Raw genomic sequence first — 18,204 nt, forward strand, 5'->3', positions numbered from 1 at the left:
GTATCCCCAAGATCCATCGGGCCCGCGGGATCCGGCCACCCGTACGCCGTCGCGATCCCCGCCAAACCCCATCTGCCCGCTCGATCCGGCCATCTTCCGGCCCTGGTCATCCGGCCGCCGTCATCCGGCCACGGTCATCCGGCCGGTGGGGTCCAGCGGAAGCGCGGGGTGCGGCGTTCGAGGAAGGCGGCTATGCCCTCGCCGGCCTCCTCGCTGTGCCGCGCCTGTTCCCGCCAGTACGCCGCCCGGTCCGGCTCGACGGGCCCGGCCGCGAACTCCTTGGCCGCCGCCTGGGTGAGCTGCGACCGGGAGACCAGCGAGCGGGTGAACTCCGCCACCCGCTTGTCGAGTCCGCCCGCCGGCAGCACCTCGTCCACCAGCCCGGTGCGCAGCGCCCGTTCGGCGTCGATCAGTTCGCCCGAGAACAGCAGGAACTTGGCGGTGGCCGGTCCCACCAGCTCGACCAGCCGGCGGGTCGAGCTGGGGGCGTAGACGATGCCCAGTTTGGCCGGGGTGATCCCGAAGCGGGTGTCCTCCTCGGCGAACCGCAGATCGCAGGCGGCCGCGAGCTGGCAGCCACCGCCCACGCAGTAGCCGCGCACCGCGGCCAGGGTCGGCTTGGGGAAGGCGGCCAGCGCCTCCTCGGCGGGCAGCGCGAGCCCGGTGGACTCCTCGTAGGTGGCGCTCAGCGAGCCGATGTCGGCGCCCGCGCAGAAGGTGTCGCCCTCGCCGGTGAGCACCAGGGCGCGTACGGCGGGGTCGGCGGCGAGCCGGGTCAGCAGCGGGGGCAGCGCGCGCCACATCCCGGGGGTCATAGCGTTGCGCTTGGCGGGATGGCGGATGACGACGGTCGCTATGCCGTCGGCGACCTCGTGCTCCAGACAGGGCTCCATGTGGCGGATCGTATCCGGGCCGGTCACGCCGGAGTCACCATGGTCGGAACCCTGGTGGGCAGGAACAGTCGAGCGCGTGACCGTGGCATACGCCAACGATCAAAAACGCTCGATAAGCGTCAAGTTGTGCGTACTCCATCGGTCCGTACCAAAGCTTCTCAACACTCGGTACGAGTGGTCGGGCGCGGCGAGGGGTGGGTATCGGACATGGAGATCCTCGGGAGAGTCCCCTCCGAAACGGGACATGCCCCGCCCCCGGCCCCGCCACCGGCCCCCTACGAGGGGACCTGGCGGTTCACCGCACCGGCCCTGGACTCCTCCGTGCCGCAGGCCCGGCACGCGGTGCGCGATCTGCTGGCCCATCAGCGCGTGCCGGTCGATGACGACCTGGTGGAGAGTCTGCTTCTGATCGTCTCCGAGCTGGTCACCAACGCCGTACGGCATGCCGCGCTGCTCTCGCCCGAGATCGCCGTCGAGCTCTCCCTGAGCCGGGACCGGGTCCGGATCGCCGTCGAGGACAACCACCCCTACCGGCCGGTCGCGCTGATGGCGGACCAGGGCGGGACCGGCGGGCGTGGACTGCTGCTGGTGACGGCGATCACGGAGGCGGCGGGCGGGGTCTACGACGTCGACCACACGGCGAGCGGCGGCAAGATCGTCTGGGCCGCCCTTCCGCTGCCCGGCGCGGCTACCAGCCGGCCGCCGTCCCGGTGAGCTCCCGGACCGCCGGGCGGGCCGCGTCCAGCACGGTCATGAACCACGCCGAGAACGGTCCCTCGTCGCGCAGCTTCTCCAGCTCATCGGGGGTGACGAAGGCGATCTCGCCGATCTCCTCGGGATCCGGGCGCGGGGTCGCCCGCACCAGCCCGGCGAAGAGGTGGTTGTACTCCTGCTCCACCAGGCCCGAGGCGGGGTCGGGGTGGTTGTAGCGGACGGTGCCCGCCTCCCGCAGCAGCGCGGGCGCCACGCCCAGCTCCTCACCGGTGCGCCGGGCGGCGGCCACGAAGGGCGGCTCACCGGGGTAGGGATGGCCGCAGCAGGTGTTGGACCAGACCCCGGGGGAGTGGTATTTGCCCAGCGCACGGCGCTGGAGCAGCAGCCGCCCCCGGTCGTCGAAGAGGAAGACGGAGAACGCCCGGTGCAGCCTGCCGGGCGCGAGATGCGCGGAGAGCTTCTCCGCGGTGCCGATCGTCGTACCGTCCTCGTCGACCAGCTCGAGCATGATCGGGTCTGCGGAACCGCTCGGCGCGGAGGGCGCGGCGGTCTCGGCGGAGGCGCCGCTGGCAGGTGTGATCGGCATGACCATCCTCATAGTTCCGACTCGTGAACATCCAAGTCTGCCGCACATGTGCCCCCTGTCTGTGTCAGTGGCACAGCTTGGCTTCGTGATCAGCATGCCCACCCGGTTCGAGCTGGAACGTGCAGTGCCCGACGTCGAAGTGGTTCCCCAGACATCCCTGCAAGGCATGCAGCATCCGCTCGTGGCCCATCGCGTCCAGAGCCCCCGGGGCGACCACCACATGCGCCGAGAGCACCGGCATCCCCGAGGTGATGGTCCACACATGGAGATCGTGCAGCCCCTCGACCCCGGGCAGGCCGAGGATGTGGGCGCGTACGGCCGCCATGTCGACATTTCGCGGCGCCGCCTCCAGGAGCACGTTCAGCGTCTCGCGCAGCAGCTTGTACGTCCGCGGGACGATCATGAGGCCGATCACCAGGGAGGCGACGGGGTCGGCCGTCTGCCAGCCGGTCGCGAGGATGATCCCGGCGGACACCAGCACCGCGACCGAGCCCAGCGCGTCCGCCGCGACCTCCAGGAAGGCGCCCCGGACGTTCAGGCTGGTGCGCCGGCCGCCCCTGAGCAGGGCCAGCGACACCAGGTTCGCCGCCAGGCCGATGGCGCCGAAGACGATGGTCAGGCCGCCCTCGGTGGCGGCCGGGGTGAGGAACCGCAGCACCGCCTCGGAGAGGATGTAGCCGCCGACGCCGAACAGCAGCAGACAGTTGGCGAGGGCCGCCAGGATCTCGGCGCGGGCATAGCCGTAGGTGCGGTGCGGGCTCGGGGGACGGCCCGCGAAGTGGATCGCCAGCAGCGCCAGCCCGAGCCCGAGCGCGTCCGTCGCCATATGGCCGGCGTCCGCGAGCAGGGCGAGGGAGTCGGCGAGCAGACCGCCGATGATCTCCACGGCCATCACCGTGACCGTGATGGCCAGGGCGATCCGCAGCCGCCACCGGTGGGCGCCGCCTGCGGTGGTGTGGCCGCGCGCGTGGTCATGACCTGCGCCCATGTGCGTACGGCCCTCCTCCCGGCGGCGCGGTCCCCTGCTCACCAGTGAACTACGGCGCCGGGGCGCGGCCGGATCAGCCGCGCCGGTGCCCGGCCGGGCAGTGGCACCCGCGCCCGGTCAGCGCCACCCGTGCCCCCTCAGCCGCGCCGGGCCTCGGGGTGGTGCAGGCACCAGCCCTCCCAGGCCGACTCCACCATCGCGCGCACATCGTGCCGGGCGCTCCAGCCCAGCTCCTTGGCGATCAGTTCGGTGGATCCGACGACCCGGGCCGGATCGCCCGCCCGGCGCGGCCCGACCACCGGGGTGAGCTCCGGGCGGCCGGTGACCTCCCCGATCAGATCGGACATCTCGCGCACCGAGACGCCCTGACCGGTGCCGATGTTCACCGTGAGGTCGCCCGGCTCCCGCTGTGTGGCCAGCCGGCGGGCCACGGCCAGATGGGCGGAGGCCAGATCCTCGACATGGATGTAGTCGCGGACACAGGTGCCGTCGGGGGTGTCGTAGTCCTCACCGAAGATCCGGGGCGGCTCTCCCTCGGTGATCCGCTCGAACATCATCGGGATGATGTTGAACACTCCGGTGTCGGCCAGCTCGGGGCGCGTGGCACCCGCCACATTGAAGTAGCGCAGACAGGCCGTGGAGAGGGAGTGGGCCGCGCCCGCCGCTCTGACCAGCCATTCTCCGGCCAGCTTGGTCTCCCCGTACGGATTGATCGGCAGGCACGGGGTGTCCTCGGTGACGAGTTCCACATCGGGCATGCCGTAGACGGCCGCGGAGGAGGAGAAGAGGAAGCGGCCGACACCGGCCGCGACCGCCGCCTCCAGCAGCACCGTGAGCCCGTGCACATTCTCGCGGTAGTAGCGCAGCGGCTGCTCCACGGACTCCCCGACCTGCTTCTTCGCCGCGAGATGCACCACACCGGTAACCCGCAGGTCGGCGAGGGTGCGGTCCAGCAGCTCACGGTCCAGGATGGAGCCGCTCACCAGCGGTACGTCCTCGGGCAGCCGCGCCCGGACCCCGCTGGACAGGTCGTCGAGCACGGCCACGGACTCGCCCGCCTCGGCCATGGCCCGCACGACATGCGACCCGATATATCCGGCACCACCTGTGATCAGCCATGTCATGCCCCGCACCCTATCCGTGGCGGGACGGTCGCCGTTTGTGGAGGACAGCAGCCATCCACCATGATGATCCGCGGCACGCGGAAGTGGTCGTTCCCCCGATCGTGTGGTGAATGTGCGGTGAACGGCGGCTTCCATCAATCCGATAGCCTCTGCCGGACGTGCCGCCGGCCCCGCGGGGCCAGGGCGTGCGATGCCCATGGCCCGGAGGCCCCGGCCAGTGCCATCAGCGGCGCGGCCACCATGTCAGCAGCCAAGGAGTGAGTTCGTCTGTCGACCGCGATTCTCACCGGTGCGCCGGTCGCCGGCTCGTCCCTCGAGGACGGCCTGCGATCGCTGGGCTTCGACGTGCGTACGGCGACCGACGCCGCCGCGGTCACGGCGCAGCTCGCCACCGTCCCGGCGCATGAGCGGGTGGCCCTCGTGGACCCCCGCTTCGTCGGCCATGTCCATGCCCTGCGGCTGGCCCTCACCGACCCCCGCTTCCCCGCCGCCGCGGTGCGCGGCGCGCTGAGCGTCCAGCCGGAGGCCCGTACGGCGCTGGCCCGCGCGGTGACGGCTACGGCCGCCACGGCGCGGGCCCCCGGGCATGGCAGTGGGGCGCCCGCCGCCCCCGCGCCCCTCGGCGCCGCCGGGACCGGAACCGGGACCGCGCCGGGCACGGGCGCCGTAACCGCCGCCGGCACCCCGGGCCAGGTGGCCCGCACCGGCGCCACGGAGGCGGCGGCCGAGACGGACCCGAACGCGCACGCCACCGCCGGTGCTGTCGGGACGGCCGCGCCGGACCGCGTCGCCGACGCCGCCGTGCGCGCCTCCGGCGAGGCGTACGCGCCGGGCGGCACGGGGAGCGGAAGCCGGACGCGGCCGTCCGGGACCGCCACCGCCCGAGGCGCCGCCGACGCGCCCACCGCCGACGGTGTCACCGACGCCCACTCCAGCGTGGACGACCTCGCCGCCGCCCTCGACGCCGAAGGCGTCACCGTTCACCGCCCCGAGCTCGGTGTGCTCGTGGCCGACGTCCCCGCGGACGCGGAGGCGCGGGCTGCCGCGTGCGACGCCGTGGCCGCGGTGGACGACGAGCGGGTGCGGCTGCGGTCCGCCGTGAAGGCGCGGGACGGCTTCTTCACGACCTACTGCATCAGCCCGTACTCCCGCTATATCGCCCGCTGGTGCGCCCGGCGCGGGCTGACTCCCAATCAAGTCACCACCGCCTCCCTCCTCACCGCGCTCATCGCCGCGGCCTGCGCCGCCACCGGAACCCGGCCCGGGTTCGTCTCGGCCGGTGTGCTGCTGATCGCCTCGTTCGTGCTCGACTGCACCGACGGGCAGCTCGCCCGCTACTCGCTCCAGTACTCCACGCTCGGCGCCTGGCTGGACGCCACCTTCGACCGGGCCAAGGAGTACGCCTACTACGCGGGACTCGCCCTCGGCGCCGCCCGCGCCGGTGGCGGCGGTGATGACGTATGGGCCCTCGCGCTCGGCGCGATGGTGCTCCAGACCTGCCGCCATGTGGTGGACTTCGCCTTCAACGAGGCCAACCACGACGCCACCGGCAACACCAGCCCCACCGCCGCCCTCTCCGGCCGCCTCGACAGCGTCGGCTGGACGGTCTGGGTGCGTCGCATGATCGTGCTGCCGATCGGTGAGCGCTGGGCGATGATCGCGGTGCTGACGGCGTTCACCACGCCCCGTATCACCTTCTATGTGCTGCTCATCGGCTGTGCGCTGGCCGCCTGCTACACCACCGCGGGGCGGGTGCTGCGCTCGCTGACCCGCCGCGCGAAGCGCACGGACCGCGCGGCCCTCGCCCTCGCCGAGCTGGCGGACTCCGGTCCGCCGGCCGAGCTGGTCGCCAAGGCCGCCCCCCGCAAGGCGAGTTCGTACCTCGCCCCGCTCTCGGCCGCCCTCGGAGCCGCGGCCGTCCTGGCCGGCACCGCGGCCGCCGGTTTCGGCTCCTGGGTGCCGGTCGGATGCGCCGTGCTCTACGCGGTCCTCGCGGGCGTCGCCGTCGCCGCGCCCCTCAAGGGCCCCCTCGACTGGCTGGTGCCGCCGCTCTTCCGCGCCGCCGAATACGGGACCATCCTGATCCTGGCGGCTTACGCGGAGGTGAACGGCGCCTTGCCCGCTGCTTTCGGGCTGGTTGCGGCGGTCGCCTACCATCACTACGACACGGTGTACCGCATCCGCGGCGGCACGGGGGCACCCCCGCGCCGGCTGGTGCGGGCGATCGGCGGGCACGAGGGGCGGACGGTGGTGGTCACGGCCGCCGCTGCCCTGCTGCACCACCAGAACCAAGGTTTCACCATCGCGTTGACCGCTTTGGCGGCGGTCCTCGCGCTGGCGGTGCTCATCGAGAGCATCCGCTTCTGGGTGTCCTCAGGAGCACCCGCTGTACACGACGAAACAGGAGAACCCGCATGATCGGCCTCGTGCTCGCGGCCGGCGCCGGACGGCGTCTGCGCCCCTACACCGACACGCTTCCCAAGGCCCTGGTGCCCGTGGGACCCGAGGGGAAGGAAGGCGAGCCCACCGTCCTGGACCTGACCCTCGGCAACTTCGCGGAGATCGGTCTGACCGAGGTCGCCATCGTCGTCGGCTACCGCAAGGAGGCCGTGTACGAGCGCAAGGAGGCCCTGGAGCAGAAGTACGGCCTCAAGCTCACGCTGATCGACAACGACAAGGCCGAGGAGTGGAACAACGCCTACTCCCTCTGGTGCGCCCGCGACGCGATCCAGCACACCGTGATCCTCGCCAACGGCGACACCGTGCACCCCGTGTCCGTCGAGAAGACCCTGCTGGCCGCGCGCGGCAACGGCCAGAAGATCATCCTGGCCCTGGACACGGTCAAGCAGCTCGCCGACGAGGAGATGAAGGTCGTCGCCGACCCCGCCAAGGGCGTCCAGAAGATCACCAAGCTGATGGACCCGGCCGAGGCGACCGGCGAGTACATCGGCGTCACCCTCATCGAGGGCGAGGCCGCCGCCGATCTCGCGGACGCGCTGAAGGCCACCTTCGAGCGCGACCCCGACCTCTACTACGAGGACGGCTACCAGGAGCTGGTCAACCGCGGCTTCAAGGTCGACGTGGCCCCGATCGGCGACGTCAAGTGGGTCGAGATCGACAACCACGACGATCTGGCGAAGGGCCGTGACATCGCGTGCCAGTACTGACGAGGCTCATCCCCTCGCCACTCGTCGTCGACATCCGCGCGGGCGCCCTGGACGATCTCGCGGGGGTCCTTGCCGATCAGCGGATCTCCTCCTCCGGCAAGCTGGCCATCGCCATCAGCGGCGGCTCCGGCGCCCTGCTGCGCGAGCGGCTGTCCCCGGCACTGCCGGGCGCGAGCTGGTACGAGGTCGGCGGCGGCACGCTGGATGACGCGATCAAGCTCGCCGACGCCATGAAGTCGGGGCACTACGACGCGGTCGTGGGGCTGGGCGGCGGAAAGATCATCGACTGTGCGAAGTTCGCCGCGGCGCGCATCGGCCTTCCGCTGGTCGCCGTCGCCACCAACCTCTCGCACGACGGTCTGTGCTCCCCGGTCGCCACCCTCGACAACGACGCCGGACGCGGCTCGTACGGGGTGCCCAACCCGATCGCGGTGGTCATCGACCTCGATGTGATCCGTGAGGCGCCGGTCCGCTTCGTCCGCTCCGGTATCGGCGACGCCCTGTCCAATATCTCCGCGGTCGCCGACTGGGAGCTGTCCCACCGCGAGACCGGCGAGCAGATCGACGGCCTCGCGGCCGCGATGGCGCGCCAGGCGGGCGAGGCCGTGCTGCGCCACCCCGGCGGGGTCGGCGACGACGGCTTCCTCCAGGTGCTGGCCGAGGGGCTGGTGCTCACCGGCATCTCCATGTCGGTGGCGGGGGACTCCCGCCCGGCCTCCGGTGCCTGCCACGAGATCAACCACGCCTTCGACCTCCTCTTCCCCAAGCGTGCTGCCAGCCACGGCGAGCAGTGCGGCCTGGCCGCCGCCTTCGCGATGCGGCTGCGCGGGGCGCACGAGGAGTCGGCGCACATGGCCGAGGTGCTGCACCGGCACGGTCTGCCCGTGCTGCCCGAGGAGATCGGCTTCACCGTGGACGAGTTCGTCCAGGTCGTGGAGTTCGCTCCGAAGACGCGCCCCGGCCGCTACACGATCCTCGAGCACCTCGACCTGTCAACCGACGCGATCAGGGACGCATACGCCGACTATGCCAAAGCAGTCAGTCAAGCCATCAGTGGCTGAACTCCGCCCGGTCGTCCACCCCGCGGGGGTCAAGGACCGGCGGAGCGGTGAGCACTGGGCCGGGCGCCTCTATATGCGGGAAATCTCGCTGCGCTGCGACCGGCACCTGGTGAACACCCGGGTCACGCCCAACCAGCTCACCTATCTGATGACCGTCTTCGGCGCCCTCGCCGCCCCGGCCCTGCTGGTGCCGGGGATCGCGGGCGCCGTGCTCGGGGTGCTGATGGTCCAGCTCTACCTGCTGCTGGACTGCGTCGACGGCGAGATAGCCCGCTGGAAGAAGCAATTCTCGCTGGGCGGGGTGTATCTGGACCGGGTCGGCGCCTACCTGTGCGACGCTGCGGTGCTCGTCGGCTTCGGCCTGCGCGCCGCCGATCTGTGGGGCTCCGGGCGGATCGACTGGCTGTGGGCGTTCCTCGGCACCCTCGCCGCGCTCGGCGCCATCCTGATCAAGGCCGAGACCGACCTCGTCGGGGTCGCCCGGCACCAGGGCGGTCTGCCGCCGGTCAAGGAGGCGGCCGCCGAGCCGCGCTCGTCCGGTGTGGCGCTGGCCCGCAGGGCGGCCGCGGCGCTGCAGTTCCACCGGCTGATCCTCGGGATCGAGGCGTCGCTGCTCATCCTCGTGCTGGCGATCGTGGACCAGGTGCGCGGGGACCTGTTCTTCACCCGGCTGGGCGTTGCCGTACTGGCCGGTATCGCCCTGCTGCAAACCCTGCTTCACCTCGTGTCCATCCTCGCGTCGAGCAGGCTCAAGTGAGCATGAGCGCCATGAAGGTCGGAGCGGTCGTCCTCACGATGGGCAATCGCCCCGAGGAGCTGCGCGAACTCCTCGACTCGGTCGCCAAGCAGGACGGCGACCCGGTCGAGGTGGTCGTCGTGGGCAACGGCTCGCCACTGCCCACGCTCCCCGAGGGCGTACGGACCATCGAGCTGCCCGAGAACGTGGGCATCCCGGCGGGCCGCAATGTCGGCATCGAGGCGTTCGGACCCGGCGGCTCGGACGTCGACGTACTGCTCTTCCTCGACGACGACGGGCTGCTGCCGGGCACCGACACGGCCGAGCTGTGCCGCCGGGCGTTCGCCGACGATCCGGAGCTGGGCATCATCTCGTTCCGCATCGCCGACCCCGACACCGGCGTCACCCAGCGTCGCCATGTGCCCCGGCTGCGTGCCTCCGACCCGCTGCGGTCCTCCCGGGTGACCACCTTCCTGGGCGGTGCCAACGCGGTCCGTACCGCGGTGTTCCAGCAGGTCGGAGGGTTGCCCGACGACTTTTTCTACGCGCATGAGGAGACCGATCTGGCCTGGCGGGCGCTGGACGCCGGCTGGATGATCGATTACCGGTCGGACATGGTCCTGCACCATCCGACCACCGCGCCGAGCAGGCACGCGGTCTACCACCGGATGGTGGCCCGCAACCGGGTCTGGCTGGCCCGGCGTAACCTTCCTGCGCTGCTCGTGCCCGTCTATCTGGGCGTCTGGCTGCTGCTCACACTGGCCAGGCGTCCGTCGAAAACCGCACTTCGGGCCTGGTTCGGGGGCTTCAGGGAGGGCTGGAAGACACCGTGTGGTGCACGCCGACCCATGAAGTGGCGTACGGTATGGCGCCTGACCCGACTGGGCCGACCTCCTGTCATCTGACAAGCTCGTATCGAAGAGCATCGGGCGCGACCCGGGGCGCGGCCCCGCTCAGCGCACCCTGAAGACGAAAGTGTCAACTGTGAGCGAGACTACGCACGACGGTGCGGTAGCCGTGAGTGGCCCGCCATCAGCCGACGAGGGCCTGTCCCCGGCCGAACTGGCGCGGAAGTACGAGCTGTCGGTGAGCGGCGCCCGGGTGAGCCTCGGCGAGTACATCCGCCAGATGTGGGGCCGGCGTCACTTCATCGTGGCCTTCTCGTCGGCCAAGCTCACCGCCCAGTACAGCCAGGCCAAACTGGGCCAGGTGTGGCAGGTGGCGACCCCGTTGCTCAATGCGGCGGTGTACTTCTTCATCTTCGGCCTGCTGCTGAAGAGCAGTCGCGGTATGGCGAATGACATGTACATCCCGTTCCTGGTGACGGGTGTGTTCGTCTTCACCTTCACCCAGGCGTCCGCCATGGCGGGCGTACGGGCGATCTCCGGGAACCTGGGGCTGGTGCGGGCCCTGCACTTCCCTCGGGCCTCGCTCCCCATCTCCTTCGCGCTCCAGCAGCTCCAGCAGCTCCTGTTCTCGATGATCGTGCTGGGCATCGTGCTGGTGGGCTTCGGTCACTACCCGGCCTTCGCGTGGCTGCTGATCATTCCCACGCTGGCGCTCCAGTTCGTCTTCAACACCGGGCTTTCGCTGATCATGGCCCGGATGGGGGCCAAGACCCCGGACCTCGCCCAGTTGCTGCCGTTCATCCTCCGCACCTGGATGTACGCGTCCGGCGTGATGTTCCCGCTGGCCCGTACGCTTGAACACGCCGGGGCGAGCAAGTGGATCTCGGACGCCATGCTGGGGAACCCGGCGGCCGTGTACATGGATCTGATGCGGTACGCGCTGATCGACGACTACACCGGGGCGAACCTGCCGCCGCACGTCTGGGCGCTGGCCGTGGGCTGGGCGGTCCTCTTCGGCGCCGGGGGATTCGTGTACTTCTGGAAGGCAGAGGAGCAGTACGGCCGTGGCTGAGCAAACTCTGGACAAGACTGCCGAGGCCGCCCAGGCGGCTCCCGCACTGTCGCGTGTGCCGACCGTCATCGCCGACGACGTCCACATCGTCTACCGCGTCAACGGCGGCCCCAAGGGGCGGGGCAGCGCCACCGCCGCCCTGAGCCGCATCATGCGCCGCAAGGGCGCCCCTGGTATGCGCGAGGTGCACGCGGTGCGCGGGGTCACCTTCGTGGCGTACAAGGGTGAGTCGATCGGCCTGATCGGGTCCAACGGCTCCGGTAAGTCGACCCTGCTCAAGGCCGTCGCGGGGCTGCTGCCCACCGAGCGCGGCAAGGTCTACACCAACGGCCAGCCGTCGCTGCTCGGGGTGAACGCGGCGCTGATGAACGACCTCACCGGTGAGCGGAACGTCATCCTCGGCGGTCTGGCCATGGGCATGTCGCGTGAGCAGGTCCGGGAGCGCTATCAGGGCATCGTGGACTTCTCGGGCATCAACGAGAAGGGTGACTTCATCACTCTGCCGATGCGCACGTACTCCTCCGGTATGGCGGCCCGGCTGCGCTTTTCCATCGCCGCGGCCAAGGACCACGATGTGCTGATGATCGACGAGGCGCTGGCCACCGGCGACCGGAAGTTCCAGAAGCGCTCCGAGGCCCGTATCCGCGAGCTCCGCCAGGAGGCCGGCACGGTCTTCCTCGTCAGCCACAACAACAAGTCGATCCGGGACACCTGTGACCGGGTGCTGTGGCTGGAGAAGGGCGAGCTGCTGATGGACGGCCCGACCGACGAGGTCATCAAGGCGTACGAGAAGGAGACCGGCAAGTAGCCGCTCCGCGAACGCCGACTCCATAAACCATCAGGCCCCGCCGGGCAACCCGGCGGGGCCTAGTTGTCCACAACCGGACCACTTACCCCGGATCAGGAATGGGTGTGGACGCATGGCACGTTGGGGAGGGCAACGGGGGAATCTGCACGGGGGGCTGACGGGGTGGCCAAGAACGGGGCCGTGGGCGGAAGCAGCCATGCCGAGAGGGTGTTCCGCGTGCAGCGGGCCTTCACCCAGCTCGGCGGACGGGCCCATGGGCCCGGGGCACTGGCCAGAGCGGCGGGGCTGGACGATTCGACCGTCTACCGGATTCTCCAGTCCGGGGTGCACCAGGGCATCTTCGTCCGCGAGGGCCGGGGGCTCTACCGGCTGGGCTCGGCGGCCCCGCAGCTCGGTCTGAAGGCGCTGGCTCACTCGCCCGCGCCGGAGGCCGCCCATGCCCTGCTGGAGGCGCTGCGCCGGGCCACCGGGGGGCTGGCCTTCCTCTATCTGCTGGCGCCGTTCGGCGGCGCCCACCGGCAGTGCGCCGATATGGCCGTGGGCGACTCCGATCTGACGGAGCTGGGGATGACGCCGCGTGCGGTGCAGACCGTCGAGCACTCGCTGCGGGTGGGCGCCGCGGGGCGGGCGATCCTGGCGTATCTGCCGGAGACGATCCAGTCGGAGGTGCTGGACCGGCCGGTGCCCGTCGAGGCCGGACCGGGGGCCTTCCGGGACGATGTGCGGCTTCTCGCCTCGCTGGACCGGATCAGGACGCGGGGCTACGCACTGGGCCATGAGGAGTGCGCGGCGGGGTGGAACGAGTGCGCGGCGCCGGTCACCTGGGACGGACTGGTCATGGGATCGGTGCTGGTGATGAAGCCCAAACAGGTCATGACGCGGTGTCCGGTGACCGTCATCGGGGCGGTGGAGCAGACGGCGGCGGCGCTGGCCGATCTGGGGCGCGGCAGTCCGTCCGAGCCGGATGAAAATGATTCGAGACTGAAGTAAATTTACGGTAACACGAGTAAACGTGAAGTGCATTTCCCGCGCTTCACCAGCCCTTTCTCGCGAGGCGAGAAAGGGTCGGAAATCCTTGACTCGTACGGGTGTACGGCCGCAATAATCAAGAGGGCAATCCAGTCTGATTCTTGCATGAGCGGTGGCTCGAAGCGCCGCACACTAGGGGGAAATGTCACCGTGTCCGACAGGGGCGGTCTTGCCGTCGTGCCCGATATTCCCGCACCGAACTGGACGCGGGAGCTTGAGCGTGTGCCGTTGTTATCGGCCAGGGAGGCCCAGGCGTTTGTGCTGCTCGGCGCGGGGTGGTCCAACCGCCGTATCGCGCTGCGGCTCCAGGTGACCGAGCGCACAGTGAAGGCGCATGTGGCGTCAATACTCGCGAAACTCCAGGTGGAATCGCGGCTTCAGGCCGGTCTCGTCGCCCTCAGCTACCGATACCTGTACCAAAGTACAGTTTCCGGGAGGATCGTGGCCGGATAGCGTTGCCCGCGTCTGCCCGTTTATCCCTCGGCCGGATATCGACTTGACCCGACCCGCCACACAGCAAACGCGCCGTCATAGGAAAGGTATTCATGTCTGACCGTTCCGGCCCGAGCGGAATGAACCCCGTGTGGACGCTGGTGGTGTCCGGACTCACCGTCTTCATGGCCGCCTTGGACAACCTCGTCGTGATCACCGCGCTGCCCGCCATCCAGAAGGACCTGGGCACCAGCCTCCAGGACCTGGAGTGGACGGTGAACGGCTACACCCTCACCTTCTCGGTCTTCCTGATGGCCGGTGCGGCCGCCGGGGACCGGTTCGGGCGCCGCCGGGTCTTCCTGGCCGGCCTCGTGGTCTTCACCGGGGCCTCCGCCGCCGCGGCGCTGTCCGGCAGTGCGGACGCCCTGATCGCCGCCCGGGCCGTACAGGGCCTCGGGGCGGCCGTGGTGATGCCGCTGACGCTGACGCTGCTGACCGTCGCCGTCCCCGAGCGCCGGCGCGGTCTCGCGCTGGGCGTCTGGGGCGCGCTCAGCGGTCTCGCGGTCGCGCTCGGCCCGCTGATCGGCGGGGCCGTGGTGGAGAAGATCTCCTGGGAGTGGATCTTCTGGGTCAATGTGCCGATCGGCGTGCTGGTGCTGGCGCTCGGCCTCTGGAAGCTGGCCGAGTCCACCCGCCCGGACACCTCGCTCGACCCGGTGGGCACCGTCCTGGTCAGCCTCGGGGTGTTCGGTGTGGTCTACGCGCTGGTGTCCACCACCGAACACGGCTGGTCCAGCGGCCGGGTGATCGGCTTCCTGGCCGGCGGCCTGGTGGTCCTCGCGCTCTTTGTCGGCTGGGAGCTGCGCACCGCCGAACCCATGCTGCCGATGCGGCTGTTCCGCAATCGCGCGTTCAGCGCGGTCAACGCGGCCAGCCTGCTGATGTTCGCGGCCATGTTCGGCCTGGTCTTCCTGCTCACCCAGTTCATGCAGAACATCCAGGGCTTCTCGCCGCTGGAGGCGGGCGTGAAGATGCTGCCGTGGACCGCGATGCCGGTCGTGGTCGCCCCGCTGGCGGCGCTGCTGACCGCCCGGCTCGGCAACCGTCTCGTGGTCGCCGCGGGCCTGCTGTTCGAGGCCGTGGGTCTTGGCTGGCTGGCGTCCGTGGTCGGCGCGGACACCGCCTACGCCGACCAGGTGCCCGGTCTGGTGCTCGGCGGAATCGGCCTCGGGCTGTTCTTCTCGCCCGTCGCGGAAATGGCGATGAGCATCGTCGCCCCCCGCGACCAGGGAATCGCCTCGGGCGCCAACAACACCTTCCGGGAGCTCGGCGGCGCACTCGGCGTCGCGGTGCTCACCTCCGTATTCACCACACTGGGCGGATACGGCTCGCCCCAGGAATTCGTGGACGGGCTGCGGCCCGCCGCCTGGATCGGCGCCGGAATCGCCGCCCTCGGTTGTCTCGCCATTCTCACGGCACCGCGCGGCCGCACCGGACCCGGCGAAACGAAGGTGATCTCTTCGGGCGCCGCCGAGGATTCATACACGGGAAACCTCCCGAGTCGATCGCGTAATTAAATTCGACAGAGCGAAGACAGAGCGAAAAAGATGATCCACCGGTTCCCCGGATCCCGGGTGACCGTTGGGTATGGGGGTCGCTATGTACGACGTCATTGTGGTAGGAGCGCGCATCAGCGGGGCATCGACGGCGATGCTCCTGGCAAGAGCTGGATACCGGGTCCTTCTCCTGGACCGGGCCAAATTCCCCGGCGGCAAGGGGGCCGCCACAAATCTGGTCCACCCGCCGGGAATTCTCCGGCTGAAGCGCTGGGGACTGCTGGACGAGGTGGCGGCCACCGGCTGCCCGCCCATTCACTCGTACGGTCTCCAGAGCGGCCCCGTCCAGTTGATGGCCAAGCTGCCCGCCGTCGAGGGCGTGGCCGAGGCGTACTCCCCGGAGCGCGCCAAGCTGGACGAGATCCTGCTCGAGGCCGCTGTCAAGGCCGGGGCGGAGCTGCGGGAACAGGTGGCGCTGCGGGAACTGCTGACGGACGCCCAGGGCACCGTCATCGGCGTCCGGGCCGAGACCGAGGACCGCACGCCGCTGGTCGAGCACGCCCGGCTGGTGGTGGGCGCCGACGGCTCCAACTCCACCGTCGCCCGGCTGGTGGGGGCCGAGAAATACGACTCCCACCCGGTGCTCAACAAGAGCCACTGGTCGTACTGGGCCGATCTGCCGCACGACGGCAAGGTGCGCACCTACCGCCACCGCCATCAGCACGCCTTCACCTGGCCCACCCACGACGGCCTCACCATCGTCGGAGTGGCCCTGCCGGTGGGGGACTTCAAGGCGTCCCCCGACCAGGAGCGCGATGCCACGGTCATCGCCGCCTTCGAGGACGTCGACCCCGAGTTCGCGGCGCGGCTGCGGGAGACCCGGCGCGTCGACAAGTGGATGACCGGCGCGGTCCCCAACTTCCTGCGCCACTGCCACGGCCCCGGCTGGGCCCTGGTCGGCGACGCGGGCTACACCCGCGACCCCATCACCGCCGCCGGTATCACCGACTCCCTGCGCGGTGCCGAACTGCTCGTGGAGGCCGTGGAGCCCGCCCTGTCCGGCGACCGTGACCTCGCCGCCGCGCTCGCCGACTACGCCCGGCGCCGGGACGCCCTGGTGGGCGGCCACTTCCGGTACACCCGCGACCATGCCGAGATCGGCGACTACAACCGCGAGGAGCTGGAGTTCATCCGGGCGATGGCGCGCAGCCCGCACCACGGCAGCGGCATGGTCGGGATGTTCGCCACGATCGTGCCGCCCGCCGAGTTCTACTCCCCGGCCAATATCCACGCCCTCTTCGACCACATCCCGCCGGGCCCCGAGCCGGGCTGGAAGATCCGGATGGTGCGCTGGCTCGTCCGCGGCGCCCCCAGGCATCTGCCCCCGGCGACCCGGCTCGCCGACCGGCTGATCGCCGCCAACCTCGGGAGCATGGGCACCTTCCTGCTCGACTCCCCGGCCGCCGGCGCCGTCTAGCCCGGCCCTCCCGCGGCAGGCCCGTTCGGCACGGCCGCGACCTCATAACGGCCATTGGCCGCCCACAGCGCCGCGTCACCCGCGCGGGTGACGCACCTCATTCACCGTCACCACCCCACCCATGGAGGCATCGGCATGCCCAGCAATCCGTCCACAGGCGTCACGACGGCCTTTCTCTTCCCCGGACAAGGCGGCTTCGACGGCGAGGCGCTCCGCCGGGCCAAGGAGCGCCATCCCCAGATCGGCCGGGTCTTCGAGCGGCTCGACGCCGTGACCGAGGAGCTCTACGCCAGCCGCATCTCCGAGGTGCTCTTCGGCGAGCGCAAGGCCGATCTGCGCGATCTGCTCGACAACGACCCCTGGGCTTCCCAGGTCGCCATCTACGGCGCGGGCCTGGCCGCCTACGAGATCCTCGCCGCCCAGGGCGCCACCCCCGACGTCCTGGCCGGGCACAGCCTCGGCGAGATCACCGCCCTGGTGGCGGCCGGGGCCTTCTCGGTCGAGGACGGGGTCCGGATCGTCGCCCAGCGCGTCGCCGTGATCGAGCGGCAGGGCGGTGTCGACGGCCGCATGGTGGCCCTGGCCGCGAGTGCCGAGCGCACCCGCAAGCTGCTGGAGCTGGTGGACGAGCCGCTGCTGGCCGTCGCCACCGAGAACCACGACGAACAGACCGTGGTCAGCGGTCCCGCCAAGATCCTGGACCGGGTCGTGGCGATCGCCGGACAGCTCGACGTCGGCGCCATCGAGATCGACACCCCCTTCCCCTTCCACACCCCGGCGCTCGCCCCCGCCGCCCCCGAATTCGCCGCCTACGTAAGGAAGCTGGACCAGCATCCGCTGAACCGACCGGTCTACTCGCCGATCCTTCAGCGCTACTACGAGCCCGGCGATGTGCTCGCCGAGCTGCTGGCCGAGCACTTCACCCGGCCGGTGCGATTCGCCGCGGCCGTACGGCATCTGCGGGAGAGCGGCGCCGAGGTGTTCGTGGAGGCGGGCGGGCGCGCCGCGCTCTCCAAGCTGGTCGCCAAGGTGACCGACGGCGCCGAGGTGCGGTCGCTGCCCACGCTGGCCCTGACCGGCGGACGGCTCGCGCTCGACGGAACCCTCGAGGCGCTGCGCGAGGCCGGTCTGGCCGCGCCCGAGCGCGGCGGGCTCGCCGAGCTGCTGGCCCCCTCGGTGCCCTCCGACGTCTTCGCGGCGTACTGGAGCGAGCGCGGCCATATGGTGCTGGAGCTGGTTCGCACCGAACTGGACGCCTTCCGCAAGTCCGCCGAGACCGGGCGAGGCGAGCCCGAGCCCGCCGCGGAGCCCGAGGCCGCTTCCGAGCCCGCGCCGCAGGCCCCGGCATCGCCGGCCTCGTCCTCGTCCGCGTCCGAGCCGCGGCCGGAGGGGTACGACCGTGAGCGGCTCTTCGAAGAGCTGCGGACCCTCTACGCCGAGGCGCTCGAATACCCCGAGGACGTCTTCGAGGACGAGGTACAGCTCGAGGCCGAGCTGGGAGTCGACTCCGTCAAGCAGGTCGAGCTGCTGTCCAGGGTCTCCAGTCGGTACGGGCTGCCGCCGCGCGAGTCCGGCTTCCGGCTGGCCACCTACAACACCATGGGCAAGATCACGGACTTTGTGCTGGAGCAGATGAACGACCAGGGGGCCCATGCGCCCGCCTCCGCCACGGGCTGAACCGCCCACCCCCTCGTCGCAGAAGGAGTCAGTCGT

At 70.8% G+C, this 18,204-nt stretch carries 17 protein-coding genes; 13 read left to right on the plus strand and 4 right to left on the minus strand.

Annotated features, from left to right (window positions below):
• Positions 1 to 134: 134 nt before the first annotated feature.
• On the minus strand, positions 135 to 893 hold the full coding sequence (locus ACK1X7_RS38200) for an enoyl-CoA hydratase/isomerase family protein (protein WP_385150580.1): 759 nt from the start codon (positions 891 to 893) through the stop codon (positions 135 to 137).
• 207 nt (positions 894 to 1,100) lie between these two features.
• Between ACK1X7_RS38200 and ACK1X7_RS38205 the strand changes: the two genes are divergently transcribed.
• Positions 1,101 to 1,607, plus strand: coding sequence for an ATP-binding protein (locus ACK1X7_RS38205; RefSeq protein WP_385150574.1), 507 nt, complete (start codon positions 1,101 to 1,103; stop codon positions 1,605 to 1,607).
• On the opposite strand, the gene idi is transcribed toward ACK1X7_RS38205, so the two are convergent.
• The 3 genes from idi to galE all read right to left on the minus strand — a co-directional run bounded on the left by idi (position 1,582) and on the right by galE (position 4,305).
• Complete coding sequence (gene idi / locus ACK1X7_RS38210; RefSeq protein ID WP_385150571.1) at positions 1,582 to 2,193, minus strand: isopentenyl-diphosphate Delta-isomerase; 612 nt, start codon at positions 2,191 to 2,193, stop codon at positions 1,582 to 1,584. The genes ACK1X7_RS38205 and idi overlap by 26 nt on opposite strands.
• 64 nt (positions 2,194 to 2,257) lie before the next feature.
• On the minus strand, positions 2,258 to 3,181 hold the full coding sequence (locus ACK1X7_RS38215; RefSeq protein WP_385150568.1) for a cation diffusion facilitator family transporter: 924 nt from the start codon (positions 3,179 to 3,181) through the stop codon (positions 2,258 to 2,260).
• Positions 3,182 to 3,318: 137 nt separating this feature from the next.
• A complete protein-coding gene (gene galE / locus ACK1X7_RS38220) occupies positions 3,319 to 4,305 on the minus strand; it encodes a UDP-glucose 4-epimerase GalE (protein ID WP_413116353.1) in 987 nt (328 codons plus the stop codon).
• A 345-nt stretch (positions 4,306 to 4,650) separates the two neighbouring features.
• Between galE and ACK1X7_RS38225 the strand changes: the two genes are divergently transcribed.
• The 12 genes from ACK1X7_RS38225 to ACK1X7_RS38280 all read left to right on the plus strand — a co-directional run bounded on the left by ACK1X7_RS38225 (position 4,651) and on the right by ACK1X7_RS38280 (position 18,168).
• Entirely contained in the window at positions 4,651 to 6,723 is a 2,073-nt protein-coding gene (locus ACK1X7_RS38225; RefSeq protein WP_413116354.1) for a DUF5941 domain-containing protein, read from the plus strand.
• Positions 6,720 to 7,472, plus strand: a complete 753-nt coding sequence (locus ACK1X7_RS38230) for a sugar phosphate nucleotidyltransferase (RefSeq protein ID WP_216345862.1) — start codon at positions 6,720 to 6,722, stop codon at positions 7,470 to 7,472. Before ACK1X7_RS38225 ends, ACK1X7_RS38230 begins: the two co-directional genes overlap by 4 nt.
• Positions 7,460 to 8,533, plus strand: a complete 1,074-nt coding sequence (locus ACK1X7_RS38235; protein ID WP_385150559.1) for an iron-containing alcohol dehydrogenase family protein — start codon at positions 7,460 to 7,462, stop codon at positions 8,531 to 8,533. The genes ACK1X7_RS38230 and ACK1X7_RS38235 overlap by 13 nt, the downstream gene beginning before the upstream one ends.
• Positions 8,499 to 9,290: a CDP-alcohol phosphatidyltransferase family protein gene (locus ACK1X7_RS38240; RefSeq protein ID WP_361505477.1), complete on the plus strand. Its 792-nt coding sequence runs from the start codon at positions 8,499 to 8,501 to the stop codon at positions 9,288 to 9,290. The genes ACK1X7_RS38235 and ACK1X7_RS38240 overlap by 35 nt, the downstream gene beginning before the upstream one ends.
• An 11-nt stretch (positions 9,291 to 9,301) precedes the next feature.
• Positions 9,302 to 10,174, plus strand: coding sequence for a glycosyltransferase family 2 protein (locus ACK1X7_RS38245; protein WP_413116944.1), 873 nt, complete (start codon positions 9,302 to 9,304; stop codon positions 10,172 to 10,174).
• Positions 10,175 to 10,253: 79 nt separating this feature from the next.
• Positions 10,254 to 11,189: an ABC transporter permease gene (locus ACK1X7_RS38250; protein WP_385150556.1), complete on the plus strand. Its 936-nt coding sequence runs from the start codon at positions 10,254 to 10,256 to the stop codon at positions 11,187 to 11,189.
• Positions 11,182 to 11,997, plus strand: a complete 816-nt coding sequence (locus tag ACK1X7_RS38255) for an ABC transporter ATP-binding protein (protein WP_385150553.1) — start codon at positions 11,182 to 11,184, stop codon at positions 11,995 to 11,997. Before ACK1X7_RS38250 ends, ACK1X7_RS38255 begins: the two co-directional genes overlap by 8 nt.
• Before the next feature lie 216 nt (positions 11,998 to 12,213).
• A complete protein-coding gene (locus ACK1X7_RS38260; protein ID WP_413116355.1) occupies positions 12,214 to 12,987 on the plus strand; it encodes an IclR family transcriptional regulator in 774 nt (257 codons plus the stop codon).
• Between the two features lie 261 nt (positions 12,988 to 13,248).
• Positions 13,249 to 13,479 carry a response regulator transcription factor gene (locus tag ACK1X7_RS38265; protein ID WP_216345856.1) on the plus strand — a complete coding sequence of 77 codons (231 nt, stop codon included), beginning with the start codon at positions 13,249 to 13,251 and terminating at the stop codon, positions 13,477 to 13,479.
• Between the two features lie 92 nt (positions 13,480 to 13,571).
• Positions 13,572 to 15,035 (plus strand): MFS transporter, encoded by a 1,464-nt coding sequence (locus tag ACK1X7_RS38270; protein WP_385150547.1) that lies wholly within the window; start codon positions 13,572 to 13,574, stop codon positions 15,033 to 15,035.
• 82 nt (positions 15,036 to 15,117) lie between these two features.
• Positions 15,118 to 16,491 (plus strand): NAD(P)/FAD-dependent oxidoreductase, encoded by a 1,374-nt coding sequence (locus ACK1X7_RS38275; protein WP_385150544.1) that lies wholly within the window; start codon positions 15,118 to 15,120, stop codon positions 16,489 to 16,491.
• A 135-nt stretch (positions 16,492 to 16,626) separates the two neighbouring features.
• On the plus strand, positions 16,627 to 18,168 hold the full coding sequence (locus tag ACK1X7_RS38280) for an acyltransferase domain-containing protein (RefSeq protein ID WP_385150541.1): 1,542 nt from the start codon (positions 16,627 to 16,629) through the stop codon (positions 18,166 to 18,168).
• The last annotated feature ends 36 nt before the right edge of the window (positions 18,169 to 18,204 follow it).

The organism is Streptomyces sp. CY-1 (assembly GCF_047218265.1).
Classification (GTDB): Bacteria; Actinomycetota; Actinomycetes; order Streptomycetales; family Streptomycetaceae; genus Streptomyces; species Streptomyces niphimycinicus.

Coding starts and splice junctions, on each gene's coding strand:
- ACK1X7_RS38200 (WP_385150580.1), bottom strand. CDS start 893: ATGGAGCCCTGTCTGGAGCACGAGGTCGCCGACGGCATAGCGACCGTC.
- ACK1X7_RS38230 (WP_216345862.1), top strand. CDS start 6,720: ATGATCGGCCTCGTGCTCGCGGCCGGCGCCGGACGGCGTCTGCGCCCC.
- ACK1X7_RS38245 (WP_413116944.1), top strand. CDS start 9,302: ATGAAGGTCGGAGCGGTCGTCCTCACGATGGGCAATCGCCCCGAGGAG.
- ACK1X7_RS38215 (WP_385150568.1), bottom strand. CDS start 3,181: ATGGGCGCAGGTCATGACCACGCGCGCGGCCACACCACCGCAGGCGGC.
- ACK1X7_RS38205 (WP_385150574.1), top strand. CDS start 1,101: ATGGAGATCCTCGGGAGAGTCCCCTCCGAAACGGGACATGCCCCGCCC.
- ACK1X7_RS38270 (WP_385150547.1), top strand. CDS start 13,572: ATGTCTGACCGTTCCGGCCCGAGCGGAATGAACCCCGTGTGGACGCTG.
- idi (WP_385150571.1), bottom strand. CDS start 2,193: ATGCCGATCACACCTGCCAGCGGCGCCTCCGCCGAGACCGCCGCGCCC.
- galE (WP_413116353.1), bottom strand. CDS start 4,305: ATGACATGGCTGATCACAGGTGGTGCCGGATATATCGGGTCGCATGTC.
- ACK1X7_RS38240 (WP_361505477.1), top strand. CDS start 8,499: ATGCCAAAGCAGTCAGTCAAGCCATCAGTGGCTGAACTCCGCCCGGTC.
- ACK1X7_RS38275 (WP_385150544.1), top strand. CDS start 15,118: ATGTACGACGTCATTGTGGTAGGAGCGCGCATCAGCGGGGCATCGACG.
- ACK1X7_RS38280 (WP_385150541.1), top strand. CDS start 16,627: ATGCCCAGCAATCCGTCCACAGGCGTCACGACGGCCTTTCTCTTCCCC.